12 protein-coding genes are annotated in these 16,470 nt (G+C 70.3%); 3 read left to right on the forward strand and 9 right to left on the reverse strand.

The genetic code is table 11. The annotated features are described in order from the left end of the window. Positions 1-69: 69 nt before the first annotated feature. From ACESMR_RS05105 to ACESMR_RS05125, 5 genes are all read right to left on the reverse strand, one after another. Complete coding sequence (locus ACESMR_RS05105; RefSeq protein ID WP_373045623.1) at positions 70-1,491, reverse strand: hypothetical protein; 1,422 nt, start codon at positions 1,489-1,491, stop codon at positions 70-72. Positions 1,492-1,681: 190 nt separating this feature from the next. Continuing rightward, positions 1,682-2,941 carry a hypothetical protein gene (locus ACESMR_RS05110; RefSeq protein ID WP_373045625.1) on the reverse strand — a complete coding sequence of 420 codons (1,260 nt, stop codon included), beginning with the start codon at positions 2,939-2,941 and terminating at the stop codon, positions 1,682-1,684. Positions 2,942-3,283: 342 nt separating this feature from the next. Next, positions 3,284-6,901: a chromosome segregation protein SMC gene (gene smc / locus ACESMR_RS05115; protein WP_373045626.1), complete on the reverse strand. Its 3,618-nt coding sequence runs from the start codon at positions 6,899-6,901 to the stop codon at positions 3,284-3,286. A gap of 301 nt (positions 6,902-7,202) precedes the next feature. Further along, positions 7,203-8,027, reverse strand: coding sequence for a tetratricopeptide repeat protein (locus ACESMR_RS05120; protein WP_373045628.1), 825 nt, complete (start codon positions 8,025-8,027; stop codon positions 7,203-7,205). Between the two features lie 235 nt (positions 8,028-8,262). Continuing rightward, positions 8,263-8,580 (reverse strand): hypothetical protein, encoded by a 318-nt coding sequence (locus ACESMR_RS05125; RefSeq protein ID WP_373045630.1) that lies wholly within the window; start codon positions 8,578-8,580, stop codon positions 8,263-8,265. Positions 8,581-8,923: 343 nt separating this feature from the next. On the opposite strand from ACESMR_RS05125, the gene ACESMR_RS05130 reads away from it, so the two are divergent. From ACESMR_RS05130 to ACESMR_RS05140, 3 genes are all read left to right on the forward strand, one after another. Then, complete coding sequence (locus ACESMR_RS05130) at positions 8,924-9,178, forward strand: hypothetical protein (protein WP_373045632.1); 255 nt, start codon at positions 8,924-8,926, stop codon at positions 9,176-9,178. A 110-nt stretch (positions 9,179-9,288) separates the two neighbouring features. After that, complete coding sequence (locus ACESMR_RS05135) at positions 9,289-10,287, forward strand: sensor histidine kinase (RefSeq protein ID WP_373045634.1); 999 nt, start codon at positions 9,289-9,291, stop codon at positions 10,285-10,287. Further along, complete coding sequence (locus ACESMR_RS05140) at positions 10,287-11,708, forward strand: sigma-54-dependent transcriptional regulator (protein ID WP_373045636.1); 1,422 nt, start codon at positions 10,287-10,289, stop codon at positions 11,706-11,708. The genes ACESMR_RS05135 and ACESMR_RS05140 overlap by 1 nt, the downstream gene beginning before the upstream one ends. A 154-nt stretch (positions 11,709-11,862) precedes the next feature. Here ACESMR_RS05140 and ACESMR_RS05145 read toward each other — a convergent pair whose 3' ends face one another. The 4 genes from ACESMR_RS05145 to rho all read right to left on the reverse strand — a co-directional run bounded on the left by ACESMR_RS05145 (position 11,863) and on the right by rho (position 16,330). Beyond that, positions 11,863-12,594, reverse strand: coding sequence for a Crp/Fnr family transcriptional regulator (locus tag ACESMR_RS05145; protein WP_373045638.1), 732 nt, complete (start codon positions 12,592-12,594; stop codon positions 11,863-11,865). 344 nt (positions 12,595-12,938) lie between these two features. Beyond that, positions 12,939-13,973, reverse strand: a complete 1,035-nt coding sequence (locus ACESMR_RS05150; protein WP_373045640.1) for a DUF1385 domain-containing protein — start codon at positions 13,971-13,973, stop codon at positions 12,939-12,941. A gap of 92 nt (positions 13,974-14,065) precedes the next feature. Further along, positions 14,066-14,269 carry a 50S ribosomal protein L31 gene (gene rpmE / locus ACESMR_RS05155; RefSeq protein ID WP_373045641.1) on the reverse strand — a complete coding sequence of 68 codons (204 nt, stop codon included), beginning with the start codon at positions 14,267-14,269 and terminating at the stop codon, positions 14,066-14,068. 153 nt (positions 14,270-14,422) lie between these two features. Continuing rightward, the gene (rho, locus tag ACESMR_RS05160; RefSeq protein WP_373045643.1) at positions 14,423-16,330 is read right to left on the reverse strand and encodes a transcription termination factor Rho; all 1,908 of its coding nucleotides are present in this window, start codon (positions 16,328-16,330) and stop codon (positions 14,423-14,425) included. Positions 16,331-16,470: the final 140 nt, after the last annotated feature.

Here is a 16,470-nt window from a genome sequence, read left to right on the forward strand (position 1 = left end):
GTGGTCGGTCACGTTCGCGGCGGCCGGTCGAAGTGGGTCTCGCCGCCGCGGCGCGCCCCGCGGACCGGATCAGAAGCCGGAAACATGGGGCTGTGCCGAGCAGGCGTCTGCGTCGAAGGTCGCGCGGTAGCTCACCTCGGCGGTGGCGGCGCTGCTCGAGGCCGAGACGTCGTGCCACCACATCGCGTCACCGCCGCCGCAGGTGCCGTCACCATCCACGTCCACCCAGAGCGAGAGCCGGTAGGCGACGCCCTCGGCGAGGCTGCGCTCCAGCGGAAGGGTGAATCCGCCGTCCGCCACCACGGCGTCGCCGAAGGACGCCGTCGCGCCGGTCTCCGCCTCGACGAGGACGATGGCCATCCGCTCGCCCTCGTAGCCGCCGAAACCGCTGCCCACCACGGTGAGGTCCTGGCCCACGCCGAAGAAGAGGCCGCAATCCGGTGCGCCGGCTGCGTCGGCGGTCAGCTCGATCCGCTCGTGGGCGGTGAAGGGCGCCTCGAGGCTCGAGCTGCCGCCGAGGTCGGCCGCCGTGCTGCAGCGGCCGTCGCCGTCCACGTCGATGAACCAGCCGATGCGGTAATCGGTCATGTCGCTGTAGAGCTGCCCGTCGAAGACGGCCGCGAAGGAGCCGTCGGCGACGAGGCCTTCCATCTGCGCGGCGAGCTCGTTGCCGTTCCAGTCGGCGCGGAGCACGAAGACCACCGCCCTGCCCTCGTGGTCGCCGAAGCCGCTACCCAGCACCACCGCGTCCCGGGCCCAGTCGCCGAAGGAAGCGCAGGCCTCTGGCGCCGCTGCAGCGTCGGGTTCGAGGACCAGCTCGGCTGCGCCGGTCGGCGCTTCGACGTCGATCCGCCAGGTGCGATCCGCATCGCCGCAGCTGCCGTCCAGATCGGTGTCGAGGAAGGCGTCGAGGCGGAAGGGCCGCCCTTCGGCGAGCACCTGCTGCAGCTCGATCCGCGCCGTCTCGCCGCCCTTCACCAGGGTCGAGCTCTGCTGCCACACGCTGCCGGTGATCACGTCGATGGCCGAGACCACCAGCTCGCCGACAACGCCCGTGCCCTCGCCCTCGAAGGTCACGGTTGCGTCGTACATCTCGGGGGAGCAGGCGTCGCTGCAGCCGCCGAGGATGACGTCGCAGGTCGCCGCCTCGAGGCAGGCGACGCAGCCGACCAGCTGCTCCTGATCGAGGGTGTTGGCGACGCAGTAGTCGACGCACTCCTGCACGGCCTCGGTCGGCAGGAAGCCGCATGCCGCCAGGGGCTGGCAGGTGCCGAGGCAGAGCTGCTCCAGGTCGACCTCGCCCCCGCCCGTGCCTCCGGTGCCGCCGGAGCCGCCGGCGCCTCCCGTGCCACCAGCTCCCGCGCTGCCGCCCTCGTCGTCCGTCCCGCTGCCGCCGCAGCCTGCCGCCACCAGCGCCAGCACAACCGCGGCTGCCACGCCCCAACCCCTGCCCATCCACCGTCCTGCCTGCGGCCCGATCGTCGTCGCCATCGTCGTTCTCCCGGGGGCCGCATCCAGCGGCCCGCCACGTTCGCACCGGCCGCTCTCTCCGGCGGCCTCGAATCCTTGGACACGCGGCGTTCGAAATCGGGCAACGGCTGGCGCGTGGGAGCGGGCACGAAAAAGCCCGCGCCACGGTTTGCCGGGGCGCGGGCTGCGATTGTCGGTCGAGCCTCGGCGCTTACATGCCCCAGTAGGCGTTCATCTCGGAGCAGGCCGCGGCGTCGTGGCCCTGGTGCAGGCCGAGGTCGACGGTCGTCGCGCCGGCGACTTCCACCGCCTCGGAGAAGCCCGAGGGGTCGCCGTTGTCGCACCAGAGGCTATCGTCGGCGTCGATGAACCAGGCGACCTGGACCGAGCTGCCGAGGCTGCCGGCGCTCGCGAAGGTGACCGAGAAGCCGTCGCCGGCGATGCTGCCGTACTCGACGTCGGTGAGCGTCGCGCTGGCGACGTCGTAGAGGAAGGCCTCGAAGTACATGCCCGCAAAGGCGGAGAGGCCGGTGGCGTTCGCGGTCACGTCGAAGCCCATGCCCGGGAACCAGGCGCAGATCGGATCGGTGGGCTCCGCTGCAGGCGAGAGGAAAACCGAGGCGTCGGCCCCAACGTAGTCGACCACGTCCGCGATCCCGCCGACGTCTGTGGGCGCGGTGGCGCAGGCGCCGTCCACGTCACCATCGATCAGCCAGGCGACCTGGTAGCTCGCGCCGGCGATGATCGCATCCGCGAGGGGGACCTCGAAGGCGCCGCCCGTCACGGTCGCCTCGGTGATGCCGAGGACGCGCGTCTCCTCGCGGAAGGTCTCGACGACGCTGAGGAGGACGATCTCGCCCTCGTAGCTTTCGAAGCCCGCACCGGTGATGGTCAGGCCGCCCGGCATCCACCAGAAATCGCCGCAGGCGGCGAGGTCGGCGGTCTCGTTCGCGCGATCGACGGTCACGTGGCCGGTGACCCCGGGGATCACGAAGCTGGCTGCGTGATCGCCGTCGTCGCAGATGCCGTTGGCGTTCACGTCGACGAAGTAGGAGAAGCCGTAGTTCGCGTCGAGCTCGAGGATACCGGCGAGGAGGAGATCGAGGGTGACGGCCTCGACGGGCTCGACGTTGCCGGCGATGGCGACGCCCTCTGCGTCCTCGAGGACCCAGGCGAGGTCGGCGCCGACCCAGCTCTCGGGGGCAGAACCGGTGAGGCGGAGGTTCAGCGGCAGTCCGGCGAAGGCCTGGCAGCCACGGGCGTCGCTCGGATCGCCGGCGGAGAGCGTGATGGTCACGTCGCCGGTCACGCCGGTGATCTCCCGGATCCCGGTGTGGTCGGTCCCGGCGCAGACGCCGTTGGTGTCGGCGTCGATGAAGTAGTGGAAGGAGAAGTTGCCGCCCTCGAAGAGCGCGCCCTCGAGCGTCTTCGAAAAGTCGGTGGATCCGCCCTCACCGACCTGGAAGACCACGTAGTCGACGAACTGGCCCCGCTCGTCGAAGAGGACGAGCCACGCATCGTTTCCGGCGGTGAAGCCGGTCCCCGCGACGGTGAGGTCGAAGCTGGGCGGGGTGCAGGCCTCGAAGCACGCCTCGGGGTAGTCGAGGTCGGCGCAGGCAAGGGTGCCGAGGCACGTGCCGCAATACGACCTTGCGCATGCTGCACTCCGAGGGCGACAAGCACGTACCAGACACGCCTCGAGCCGCTCTCCTTCTTGGGGTAGGCGGCGCTTATAGCTCGTGTGGCGTACGGAAGTCCAAGCGGTGGCGCAGGCCGGCAGCGCCCGGCGTCGATACCGCGCGGCGCTACGCCGTCAGGCGGCGCCCTCGGCCTGCGCCTCGTCCTCGCCACCGCCGCCTTCTTCGTCGCGGCGCGAGAGCTTCACGCTCACGGTCTTGGAGACGCCGGGCTCCTCCATGGTCACGCCGTAGAGCGTGTCGGCGATCTCCATCGTCCGCTTGTTGTGCGTGATGAGGATGAACTGCGAGGTCTTGCTCATCTCCTTGACCATGTCGTTGTAGCGACCGACGTTGGCTTCGTCGAGCGGCGCATCGACTTCGTCGAGGAGGCAGAAGGGCGTCGGCTTGATCAGGAAGATGGCGAAGATGAGCGAGACGGCGGTGAGCGCCTTCTCGCCGCCGGACATCAGGTTCACGTTCTGCATCTTCTTGCCAGGCGGCTGGGCGAAGATCTCGACGCCGGGCTCGGCGCCGGGACGCGTCTCGTCGCGGACCAGCTCGAGGTGCGCGTTGCCGCCGGCGAAGAGCCGCGGGAAGACCTGCTGGAACTTCTCGTTGATGATCCGGAAGGTGTCGTCGAAGCGCTCGCGTGAGGTCGCGTCGATCTTGGCGATCGCCTGCCGGAGCTTGGTGAGGCTCTGCTCGAGATCCACCTGCTGCTTCGAGAGGAACTCGTAGCGCTCCTGCAGCTCTGCGTGCTCCTCCACCGCGGTGAGGTTCACCTCGCCCATGCGGTCGGCCTGCTCGCGCAGCTGCACCAGCCGCTCGTCCGATCCCTCGGGCGGCTGCGGCCTGGCGTGGAAATCGTGGATCTGCTCGGCCAGCACGAGGTTGTGCCGCTCCTGGATCGCCTCGACCAGGTGGTTGAGCTCGATCGCGAGCTCGCGATCCTGCATCGCCGCCTGGGAGGAGGTGGAGACCAGCTCGTCCAGGCGCTTGCGCTCGCCCTTGAGGGCCTGCTCCTGCTCGGCTACCGCCGCGGCCTTCGCCGCGTGGGCCTCGCGGGCCTGCTGCAACTCCGCCTTCGCCTGCGCCAGCTCGTCACCCATCGAGTGGATGCCGAGGCTCGCCTCGTCCACCTTGGCGGCGAGCTCCTCGAGGCGCTGCTCGCCCTCCGCAATCTGCGCCCGGGCTCGCTCCTGCCGCCCCTCCATCTCGGTGCGCTCGCGGGCCACGCGGGCCAGGGTGCGATCGATCGCCTCGCGCCGCTCCTTCTCCGCCGCGGCGGCGATCTGCAGCCGGGTGAGCTCGCCGGAGAGGTGGTGGACCTGATCGCGCACCGCCGCCACTTCTGCCTGGAGCTGGGCGATCCGCTCCTCGCGCCGCGCCCGCTCGGCCTCCGCCTGCGCCGCTGCGCCCCGGGCCGCTTCCGCCTCCGCATCGAGGAGGCCGAGCTGGTGCTGCATCTCCTCGCGCTCGCGGAGCACCTGCTCGCCACGGGCCCGGATCCGGGCCAGCTCCTCGGTGATCCGCCCGAGATCCTTCTCGGCGTGGAGGAGGTTGAGCTCCTCGGCGTGCTTGTTCTTCTCGAGCGCCTTGAGCGACTGGTCGAGCTCGTCCGCGCGGCGGGCGAGCTTCTTGTGCCGCTCCGCTGCCACCGCGACCCGCGTCTCGAGCGAGCGCACCACCTCGGTGAGCTCGGCCACCTCGCGGCGCTTCTGGAGCAGGCCCGCGCCTGCCCCGTCCGCCTCGCCACCGGTGACGCCGCCGGTGGGCGCGATCACCTCGCCCGCCTCGGTGACCAGGGTGTGGCCGGTGGCCTTCGCCCAGATCTCCAGCGCCGCATCGAGGCTCGAGACCACGAGCACGTCGCCGAGAAGCGCATGGGCCAGCGCCTGGTGCTCGGGGGCGAAGCCCACCACGTCGACCGCCCGGGCGAGGACGCTCGGATGCTCGAGGGTGGCGAGCGGCTTGCCCGCACGGAGCCCCAGCGGGAGGAAGGTGCTCCTTCCCTCGCGGGTGTCGGCGAGGAAGCGCGCCAGCTCGACGGCCTTGTCGTGGTTCTCGACCACGATCGACTGGAGCCGCTCGCCCAGCACCGCTTCGACGGCCCGCTCGTATTCGGCAGGGCTGGAGAGGAGATCGCTGACGAGGCCGACGACGCCCTCGGGCCGCTGCCCCTCCTCCTCGACGCCGTGGGTCATCACCGCCCGGACGCCGCGGTCGTATCCCTCGTAGGAGCGCTGGATCTCCACCAGCGAGTGGAGGCGCGAGCGCTTGTCGCCGAGCTCCTCGCGGAGCGCCACCAGCTCTGCCTCCGCGTGGACCAGCTCCGCGCGGATCTGCTCGTGGAGCTCCGCCTCCTCGCCCCGCCGCGTGTCGAGCTCGAGCTTGAGCTGCCGCGTGGCACCGGCTCGATCCGCCAGCTGGTTGCGGGCCTTGTCGAGGCTCTCGACCTCGTGCTCCAGGCCGTCGGCCTCGCCCTGCAGCCGGGCGATCCGGTCGACGAGATCGCCCCGTCGCCTGTCGATGGTGAGCAGGTCGCCCTTCATCGCCGCAGCGTGGGAGAGCACCTCCATCGCCTGGCCGCGCTCGCCCTCGAGGCGCTGCACCGCTTCGCGCTCCGCGTTGCGGGCGGCCTCGAGCTCGTCGTGCAGCGCCTGCACCCGCTCGGTGTCCGCGCCGCCCTTGCCCTGGAGCTCCTCGGCGAGGCGCTTCGCGTCCTCGGCCTCCTGGCCCAGCGCCTCGGCGCGCTTCTCGAGCTGGCGGATCTCCTCCTCGAGCTCCCGCTGCCGCGCGAGGACCTGCTCCTTCTCGCGCTGGTAGAAATCGAGGTTGGTCTGGTTGAGCGCGGTGCCCTGCGAGAGCGCCGCCACCCGCTCGCTCCGCGCCTCGAGATCGGCGCTCTCCGCAGCGAGGCTGTCGCGGGCCTCGGCGATCGCCTCCTCGAGGTCCTCCACCCGCGAGGCGAGGTTGCGCTGCTCGTCCTTGAGGCCACCGGCCTGGGCCACGGCGACCTTGCGCATCGCCTGGAGCTCGAGCCAGCGCAGCGAGGCGAGGTGGAGCTCGATCTCGCGGATCTCCGCCTTGACCGCCTTGTACTTCTCGGCCTTGCGCGCCTGGCGGTTGAGCACCTCGAGGCGCTTGCCGAGCTCGCCGAGGATGTCCGAGAGCCGGAGCAGGTTCTGCTCCGTGTGCTCCATCTTCCGCTCGGCTGCCTTGCGGCGCGCCTTGTATTTGGTGATGCCCGCTGCCTCTTCGATGAGCGAGCGCCGGTCTTCGGGCTTGGCCGAGACGATGAGGCCGATGCGCCCCTGCTCGATGATCGAATAGGCGCGGGTACCGACGCCGGTGCCGAGGAAGAGCTCGATGATGTCGAGGAGGCGGCACGTCGCCTTGTTGATCAGGTACTCGCTCTCGCCGTTGCGGAAGAGGCGGCGGGTGACCGTGATCTCGCTGAAATCCTTGTAGGCCGCAGGGACGTCGCCGCGATCGTTCCAGAAGGTGATCGAGACCTCGGCCATGCCCAGCGGCGCGTGTTTCTCCGAGCCGTTGAAGATCACGTCTTCCATGGCCCGGCCGCGCAGGTGTTTGGCCGACTGCTCGCCCATCACCCAGCGGATCGAGTCGACGACGTTCGACTTGCCGCAGCCGTTCGGGCCCACGATCCCCGTCACGCCGTCGTCGAATTGGAAGACGGTGCGGGCCATGAAGCTCTTGAAGCCGCAGATGTCGAGGCGCTTGATGCGCATCCGGTCTCCCCGCGTTCGACTGGGCGCGCGCCGACCGGTCATGACCAGACACGTATGGTCACGCCTTGTCGCGTCGCATGCCGGGATCTAACCCAAGGGAACGAGCGATCGCAAGCCGGGACGGTCACACGTCGGGCGATCGCAGCCACGCTATCGGTTGCTAGCGCACCCCGGAAGGGCGTTTTGTGGACGGCCCTGTGGAAAACCCGTGGAGCGATCGAGCTCGAGCGCCGGACACACGACCGCCCGGCGGCACCGCGTCCGCGGGGGGACGCTGCCTACCGGGCGGTGGTGGAAAGGTTCAGCTGCCCTGGACGACCGACTCGTAGCCCGGCGTCGCCTTCAGGCTGTCGAACATCGGATCGGCGGCGAGCCAGGCGCGGACCTTTTCGGGATCCTGGCGCATCGCCTGCCCGAGGAAGCGCAGCGACTCCTCCGCCCTTCCCCAGAGCGCGTAGAGCGCCGCCGAGTTGTACTGGAGGAGGAGGTCGTCCGGCGCCAGCTCCCGCGCCCTGGCGTAGGCCTTCTCCGCCTCGGCGTAGAAGCCCTTCTGCGCAAAGCAGATGCCGAGGTCGAGATGCGCCTCGAAGTTGTCCGCCTCGAGGCGGACCACTTCCTTGAGCTGCTGGATCGCCGTGCGGTAGTCGCCCTCGTCCATGAGGAGCGCTGCCAGCTCGTGGCGCGCGAAGGCGTCCTGGGTGTTGAGATCGATCGCCCGGTGGAAGGCCCGCATCGCCTCCTCCACCTGCCCCATGTCCGCGTAGGTGAGGCCGAGGTTGAGGTGGGCGTCCGGGTACTCCGGATCGAGGTCGATCGCCTCCTTGTACTCCTCGATCGCCATCTCGCCACCATGGGTGGCGAGGAAGCAGGCGAGGTTGTAGTGGGCGGTCGGCGCGTCGGGCTCGAGGCGGATCGCGGTGAGGTACTCCTCGAGCGCCTCCCGGAAGAGCTTCTTCTCGGTGAGGACGGTCGCGAGGTTGTCGTGGGCGTGCGCCGACTCGGGGTCGAGCTCGATGGCCTTGCGGAACTCGCGCATCGCCTCGTCGAGCATGCCGTGATCGGCCAGCTCGATGCCGCGTGCGTTGTGCTCGTCCGACAGGGCGATGTGGTCCTTGTCCCGCTTCAAAACGACGCCTCCACCTCGGACGTGCAGCAAAGACCCAAGATTTGAGGGATTTCTTCTACAGACCGAGGTGCGGGGGGTCAAGCGCGACGGCAGGGGCGGCCCGAAACGCGGCGCGCGCAAGCTGCCGGAATGACGGCCATTCTACCTCCCCCCGGGGCGTGGCGCCAACGGCAGGGGCGCCGGCCGTTCCGGCCCGGCGCCCCGCCCCTTCCACCGGCTGCTGCCGGCGACGTTCCTACTTCTGCGCGGTGGTCGGCTCGGCGGCCTTCTCCGCGGGGGCGGCAGCTGCCTCGGGGGCGGTGCCGCCACCGGTGGTGCCCTCGGGCTTGGCTGCAGCACCGCCAGCACCCTGGGCAGCGCCGGCAGCTGCGCCGCCGGCGCCACCGGCGCCAGCCTCGGGGGCTGCAGCGGGAGCGGGAGCGGGGGCCGGGGCAGCCGGCGCAGCAGGAGCCGCGGGCTCTGCAGGCCTGGCAGGCTCCTCGACCGGGGTCTCCTGCTGGCAACCGACGAGGGCGAGGGCGGCAACTGCGACGACGAGGAGGATCTTCTTCATGGGCTTCTCCGGAGATTTCAACGGGGGAGGAACGCAACCGCCCGGCGGATCAGCGGCCGGGCACCGCCGCACGCTTGCGCTTCCGAGCCCCCGAAGGGCCCGCTGGGGCGTGCGATGCGGCGCACGATACCCAGTTGCCGACGGATGGCAAGTGCCCGTTTTTCTTTGCGTTCCGACAACCGCCACCCTTGCAGCTGCAACCACGGCGGTCGGCGGGAGGGCTGCCGCTCCCGAGGTTAGCATCTTTTGCATCCTCCCGTTGACCGATGGTCGCTCGCGCAGCGGCCCGGCCATCCTCCACCTACCTGAGAGAGCCGCCGGGAACGGCGCGCGGAGGTGGAGCATGGAAGCGATGCGGAAGCTGCTGCGGGACGAGAAGGGACAGGGACTCACCGAGTACATCGTGATCGTGGCGCTGGTGGCGGTGGCCGCGATCGGCGTCGTCACCCTCTACGGCGACAACGTCCGCAAGATCTTCGGAACGGCGGTCGACGCCCTGGCCGGCAATTCGGTGGGCGACACCGGGGCGAAGGAGAAGGGGCGGACGGCCAGCGAGCGCACCCTGCGCGACTTCGCCGAACACGCCGGGAGGCGCTGACCGATCGGTGGGACCATCGCCCGGTTGCCCGCCTTCTTCCCGTGCCGCAGGGCGTTCATCCGTCGACGCAACCTCCCGCATCCTCTAGAGTCGAGGGCTTCGGAGGTGTTTTGGCGAACCGGCTCGGCAACGTGGCGATGCGGAAGGCAGCGCCCTCCCCTCTTGCCGTCGCGGCGGTGGCGGCGGCGCGTCCACTCGCAGGCCTCACCCAGGCGGCAACCCTCGCCTGGGACGAGGAATGGGTCGTCCGGGGCGCCGCCGGCGCCTGCCCGGCGGTCTTCGGGAAGACGGCGAACGAGCTCCGGGGCCGCCCGCTCGGCGAGTTCTTCGAGCGCCCGGAGAGCCTCGCCGACGCCATCCACTTCGGCACCGCCCGCCCGGTGAAGCTGCACGGCGGCATCCTGGTCCGCCTCGAGGCCGGCCCCTGTCCCGGCGGCGCCGTCGGGATCATCCGCCGCCAGACCGGCGACGAGCTCGACCTCACCCGCCTCGTCTCCGCCCTCGGCCACGAGATGCGCAACGCCTTCGCCTCCGTGCTGCTCGCGGTGCAATCGCTCACCCGCAACGGCGAGGTCGCCAGCGAGCGTGGCCGCCGCCGCCTCGTGGTGGCGGAGCGGGAGCTGCGGCGGATCGAATGCGTCCTCCGCGGTCTGCAGGAGGTGGGCAGGGCCCCGGTGGGCAGGCCGATCGACGCCTCGCCCGAGCGGCTGGTGGCGGATGCCTTCACCTCCCTGGGCCCGGAGCCCGGCGGCCCCCGGGTCGAGCTGGTCGCCCCAGAAGCGGAGGGTGAACCGGCCTTCCTCGATCCGGCGCGGGTGCGCCTCGCCCTCGAAGAAATGATCCGCCACGGAATTCGCGCGGTTGCGAGCGGGGGCCGGGTGGAGGTATCCGTCGAGCGCCGCCCGGGCGAATTGGCCCTGGTGGTCACCGCCACCGGGCCGGACGCGGTCCAGCCGAGCAGCGGTGTCGAGGTCGAGGGGGGCAAGACCCTGGGCCTCGCCGTTGCCGAGGGCGTCGCCAGGGCCCACGGCGGTCATCTGGAATCGGAAGGCGTGGAGGGCGGCTGCCGCCTCACCCTGGTGCTCCCCCAGCGAGCGGCGCGCAACTGATGGACAGCCTCCTCGTCATCGACGACAACGCCTCGCTCTGCGAGATGCTCAAGCTGCAGCTCGAGGAGTCCGAGGGCGATCGCCCCGGCTTCCAGGTGGAGACTGCGGGGAGCGCTGCGGAAGCCCGGGCGCGCCTCGCGGCGATCCAGCCCGCCTTCGTTCTCTGCGACATGCGCCTGCCCGATGGCGACGGCGTCGATCTCCTCCCCGAGCTCAAGGTCCTCGCCGGCGACGCGCCGATCGTGATCATGACCGCCCACGCGGACATGGAGACCACGATCCGCGCGATGAAGCTCGGCGCCTTCGACTACCTGCAGAAGCCCTTCGACCAGGACGAGGTCGAGCTGGTGGTGCTGCGGGCCCTCGATCTCCGCCGGCAGTCGCGCCGGGCGGCGGTGCTCGCCGTGGACACCGCGGCGCCGCAGCGGGTCGACGACATCGTCGCCGAGAGCCCGCAGATGAAGAGCATCGTGAAGCAGATCGGGAAGATCGCCGCTTCGCGGGCCTCTGTGCTGATCCAGGGGGAGAGCGGCACGGGCAAGGAGCTCATCGCCCGGGTGATCCACACCTATTCGTCGGACGTGCCGCGCCCCTTCGTCGGCATCAACTGCTCGGCGATCGTCGACACCCTCCTCGAGAGCGAGCTCTTCGGCCACGAGAAGGGCGCCTTCACCGGCGCGGCCCAGACGAAATACGGCAAATTCGAGTTGGCGGAGGACGGCACCATCTTCCTCGACGAGATCGCGGAGATGTCCCTTCCCCTGCAGGCCAAGCTCCTCCGCGTCCTCCAGGAGCGCGAGTTCGAGCGGGTCGGCGGGGTGAAGCGCCTGCCCCTGCGCGCCCGCATCGTCGCAGCCACCAACCGCGATCTCGCGGCGGAGGTTCGGGCGGAGCGTTTCCGCGAGGATCTCTACCAGCGCCTCAAGGTGGTCACCCTCGAGCTGCCCGCGCTCCGGGAAAGGCCTGCCGACATCCCGGTGCTGGTGCAGCGCCTGCTCGGCAGGATCGGCGACCGGCTCGGCAAGCGCGTCACCCGCGTGCCGGCGGAGCTCCTGGGCCACCTGCAGGCGCTGCCCTGGCACGGCAACGTGCGCGAGCTCGAGAACACCCTCACCCGCGCGGTGGTGCTCGCTCCCGGCGAGGTCCTGGTCCCCGAGCTCTTTCCCGCCATTCCAGCGGAGCCGCCGGTCCGCTCGGTGGTCCGCGAAGAATCGCCGCAGCAGCTCCTCTCCCTGGCGGAGGCGGAGCGACGCGCGATCCTCGCGGCGATCGCCCATACCGGCGGGCACAAGGGCCGCACCTGCGAAATCCTGCAGATCAGCCGGCCGACCCTCGAGCGCAAGCTGCAGAAATACGGGCTCGAGGTAGGCGAGGCCTCCCGCCCCACCCCGCCGGCCCGGCCCACCCGCAGCGCGGGCTGAGCGAGACGAGTTCCGCACGAAAAGCGAGAGCCCTCGCGATCCGCTGCGATGCGGATCGGAGGGCTCTCGCTCGTTGTCGACCCACCCGGCTGCCGCGGGGCAAGCGGACGACGCGGCGCGCAGCGCGCGCTGGTCCCGCCCCGGGAAAATGCGACTACTTCTCGCGGCCGGCGAGCTTGCGCAGCGCCTTGGTGTCCTTGAGGCAGAGGACGCGGCCGACGTTGCCCAGGTGGCCGTCGCGCTTCATCTCGTTGATCAGCGTCGAGACGAAGGAGCGGGAGGCGCCGACCAGATCGGCGAGGTCCTGCTGGGTGATGCCCTTGAGATCGTATTCGCCGCCGTGGGGGCAGCGCTCGCCGTGCGACTCCGCCAGCGAGAGGAGCGTCTCGGCGAGGCGGGCCGGAACCTCCTTGAAGGTGAGGCCGAGGACCCGGCGGCGCATGTGGCGCATGCGCTCGTTGAGGGCACGGATCACGTCGATGGCGAGGTGCGGCCTGCTCTCGAGGAGCTGCTGGAAGGAGCGGCTGTCGATGCTCCACACCTCGGCCTCGCCGGAGGCGACGGAGAGGTCCTCCACCTGCGCGCCCTCGGGGCGGAGGAGCTCGCCGAAGAGGTCGCCGGGCCGGAGGATGGCCAGCACCGAGCGCGAAGCGCCCTTGCCCACGCGGATGAGGCGGACCCTGCCGCTGCGGAGGAGGTAGACCTTGTCGGCCGGATCGCCGGGCCGGTAGATGACCGAGTTGTTCGGGTAGGTCTCGGCCTTGAAGTAGCCACGGTAATCGACCGTCTCCGGGGTCTGCGACGACAGCCCCACGGCGCGGTTGGTGCTGGGCATCGTGTTGACGGCCGAGACGTGGGTCGCTGCGGGGTGCATGGCCTTCTGCATGATCGGCGTCCTCCGGGATTGGCTTCACCGGGTCCGGCTTCGGGCCGGACGGGCGGAAACGAGTAGGCGTTGGATGGCTCGCCTACCTTCCAAGTCCCGTGCCAGCGCTATCGCCCAAGCGTCGGACGCCGAACCAAAGGGTTTTCCTCGTGTTTCACGCAGGACGGCGAGGCCCCCTGCGGTCGGTTGGAGGGCTGCCCCACGGAACGTTCAAACGTCTCGTGGTGGATTGAACGAAACGTTCAATCGCCGAAACGGCAGCTCACCGTGCCCGGGGAGCAGGAACACGAAGGCCGCCGCGGTGCGTCGTGCACCGGACGGCGGCCCTCTGCTGCCCAGACGTCTCAAGGAACGGCGATGGCGCCGTCGTAGTCCCGGTAGAGGGTGACGCCCCGTTCGTTCAGGCGTCCCTCCTCGTAGGCGATGCAGCGCTTCATCGCGAGGACCGCGATCTCCAGCTGATCCCGCGAGGGCTCCTTGGTGGTGATCCGCTGCATCCAAAGGCCCGGGGCGGTGAGGGCCCGGAGGAGGAGGTTCTTCGGGTAGCGGGCCGAGAGGCGCTGGAGCTCGAAGGAGGCGCCGGCGATCGGGAACATCAACGGCAGCTTCACGCCCAGCATCGCGAGGTTGTTGAGGAAGTCGTTCTCGATGGCGCGGGGGACGAGGGGGAAGATCGCCGAGTAGATGGCGATCGACACGCCGACCACGAGGAGAAGGAAGCTGGTGCCGCAGCGGGGGTGGAGCGTCGTCTGCCGGGCCGCATCCTCCACGTCGAAGGCAGCGGGCTGCGTCTCGTAGGCCCAGATCGTCTTGTGCTCGGCGCCGTGGTACTGGAACACCCGCCGGATGTCGGGCATCCGCGAGATCAGCGCCAGGTAGCCCACGAAGATCACCAGCTGGAACATCCCGTCGATGACGTGGAAGGCGTAGCTGGTGGTGTCGATCGGGTGGCCGGCGAGCTGCCCGAGCCCCCAGGTCAGGAAGTGCGGAAGCCCGGTGAAGAGGGCGAGCCCGAGCACGAGCGAGAGCGCCAGGGTGCCGGCCATCGCCAGCTGCGAGGGCTTCTCCACCGGCTTGCCCTTCTCCTCCTCGGGGGCTGCGTGCTCCGCCGAGAAGTTGAGGGCGGCAAAACCGTTCCAGAGGCTCTCGATCAGCACCACCGCGCCCCGCAGGAGCGGCAGGCGGAAGAGCCGGTAGCGGGTGAAGACGTTGTCCCAGGGCTCCGCCCGCACGGCGATCTCGCCGTCGGGGCGCCGCACCGCCACCACGAAGGAGCCGGGCGAACGCATCATCACGCCCTCGAGAACCGCCTGCCCGCCGATGTAGGGCCTCGCCGCCTCGGCGAGGAAGAGGGGCATGAGCCGCCTGATCCGCTTCACGTCGACTCCGAGAGGGCCTCGCGGCCCGCAAAACAGAAAAGGCGCACTTGCGCGCGCCCCTTCTTCGTACCGTCGGTGAAAGGCTTCGCGCCCTACGCCTTCCGGCCGTACTTGTTGCGGAAGCGCTCGACGCGGCCCTGCGTGTCGATGAGCTTCTGGGTGCCCGTGTAGAACGGGTGGCAGGCGGCGCAGACTTCGACCTGGAACGAGCCGGCGGTGGACCGGGTCTCGTAGTTGGCGCCACAGGCGCACGTGATGGTCGCCTGCTCGTACTTGGGGTGGATGCCTTCCTTCATGGCTCACTCCGAACACCCACGCTTGCACCGCGCACCATGCGCAGTGGACCGGTGGGAAAAGTCGCCGTCTTATGCCCGACGACAGGTAGTGCGTCAAACCGTTCGGGGGCGGGAAATCATCCCCGCCCCCGAAGCCCTCGCCAGCCCGGGCGGTCAGCGGGCCATCGAGTCGAGGAATTCCTTGTTCGACGTGGTGCCGCGCACCTTCGAAAGCAGGAACTCCATCGAGTCGATCGGGGAGAGCGGGTGGAGGAGCTGCCGGAGGACCCAGACCCGGTTCAGGGTCATCTGGTCCATGAGGAGCTCTTCCTTGCGGGTGCCCGACTTGTTGATGTCGAGGGTCGGGAAGATCCGCTTCTCCATCAGCTTGCGGTCGAGGACGATCTCCGAGTTGCCGGTGCCCTTGAACTCCTCGAAGATCACCTCGTCCATGCGCGATCCGGTGTCGACGAGCGCGGTGCCGATGATCGTGAGCGAGCCGCCCTCCTCGATGTTGCGGGCCGCGCCGAAGAAGCGCTTGGGCTTGTGGAGGGCGTTGGAGTCCACGCCACCGGAGAGGATCTTGCCGGAGGGCGGCACCACCGCGTTGTAGGCGCGGGCCAGGCGCGTGATCGAGTCGAGGAGGATCACCACGTCCTTGCCGTTCTCGGCGAGGCGCTTGGCCTTCTCGATCACCATCTCGGCCACCGCCACGTGGCGGGTCGCCGGCTCGTCGAAGGTCGAGCTGATCACCTCGCCCTTCACCGTCCGCTCCATGTCGGTCACTTCCTCGGGCCGCTCGTCGATGAGCAGCACGATGAGGTGCACGTCGGCGTGGTTCGAGGTGATCGCGTGGGCGATGTTCTGCAGCAGCACCGTCTTGCCGGCGCGGGGCGGCGCCACGATGAGGCAGCGCTGGCCCTTACCGATCGGCACGAGCAGGTCGATGATCCGCGTGGTCACCTCGGCCTGCTCGTGCTCGAGGTGGAGCTTCTCGTTCGGATAGAGCGGCGTGAGGTTGTCGAAGAGGACCTTCTGCGCGTTCTCCTCGGGCGCCGCGTAGTTGATCGACTCGACCTTGAGCAGCGCGAAGTAGCGCTCGCCTTCCTTGGGCTGGCGCACCTGGCCGCTGATCGTGTCGCCGGTCCGCAGGTTGAAGCGGCGGATCTGCGAGGGCGACACGTAGATGTCGTCGGGACCGGGCAGGTAGGAAAAATCGGGCGAGCGGAGGAAGCCGAAGCCGTCGGGCAGCACCTCGAGGGTGCCCTCGCCGTAGACGCGGCCCCGCTTGACCGCCTGCGCCTGGAGGATCTCGAAGATGAGGTCCTGCTTGCGCATGCCGCCCGGCGCCTCGACGCCGAGGTCCTGCGCCATGCGCGCGAGCTGCGCCGTCTTGAGGCGCTTGAGCTCGGTGAGGTTGATCACCACCTCGTCGCCGGTGAGCTCCTCGGCAGCCTCGGCAGCTGCTGCCTCGTCCTCCTCGATGTCGTAGACGACCTGGGGACGTTCGCCGCGCTCCCCGCGCCTGCCGCGCTCGCCGCGGCGTCCCCGCCGCTCGGGGACCCCCACCGCGGTGGAGGTCGGCGCGGGGATCACGGGCTTCGGTCCGCGCTGCTGCCGTGCCTCGCGACGCTCGGGACGCTGCTCGGCCCGCGCCGCGCCGGCCTGCGCCTCGCGGCGCTCCGCCGACACGGGCTCGGCAACGACGAGCGGCTCGATTTCCGCGGGAGCGGGAGCGGGCGCCGGAGCGGGAGCCGCGGCCCCAGGGACAGGTGCCGGCGTCGCCTCCACGGTCTCCGCCGCGATCGGCGCAGGCGCTTCTGCAGCAGGCCCGGCAGCGACGGGTGCGGCCTCCGCCGCCGCAGCGGCTGCAGCCGGCTTGCGGGTGCGGCGGGGCTTCGCCGGGGCCTGGACCTCTGCGGTGGTCTCTGCGGCGGCGGCCTCGCCCTCGACGACGGCGGGCGCCGCTGCAGGGGCAGCGGCACGGCGGCGGGAGGTGGTGGTCGCAGCCTCATCCTTCGCAGCGGCGGCCCTGCGGGCCCGCGGCGCACGTGCGGGAGCTTCGGAGGAACGATCGGTCACTGTTTCGTCTCGTCGGTCTGCGTTTCGTCGTGCAGTCGGAATGGGAAGAACCGGGTGGCCCGCGACGTCGAGGGCGGGATGGGCAGGATCCCCGACGGTGCCCCTTCCGCATGGCGGAGCGAGGCGTACGTGCCATATCG

This window comes from Vulgatibacter sp. (assembly GCF_041687135.1).
GTDB lineage: Bacteria > Myxococcota > Myxococcia > Myxococcales > Vulgatibacteraceae > JAWLCN01.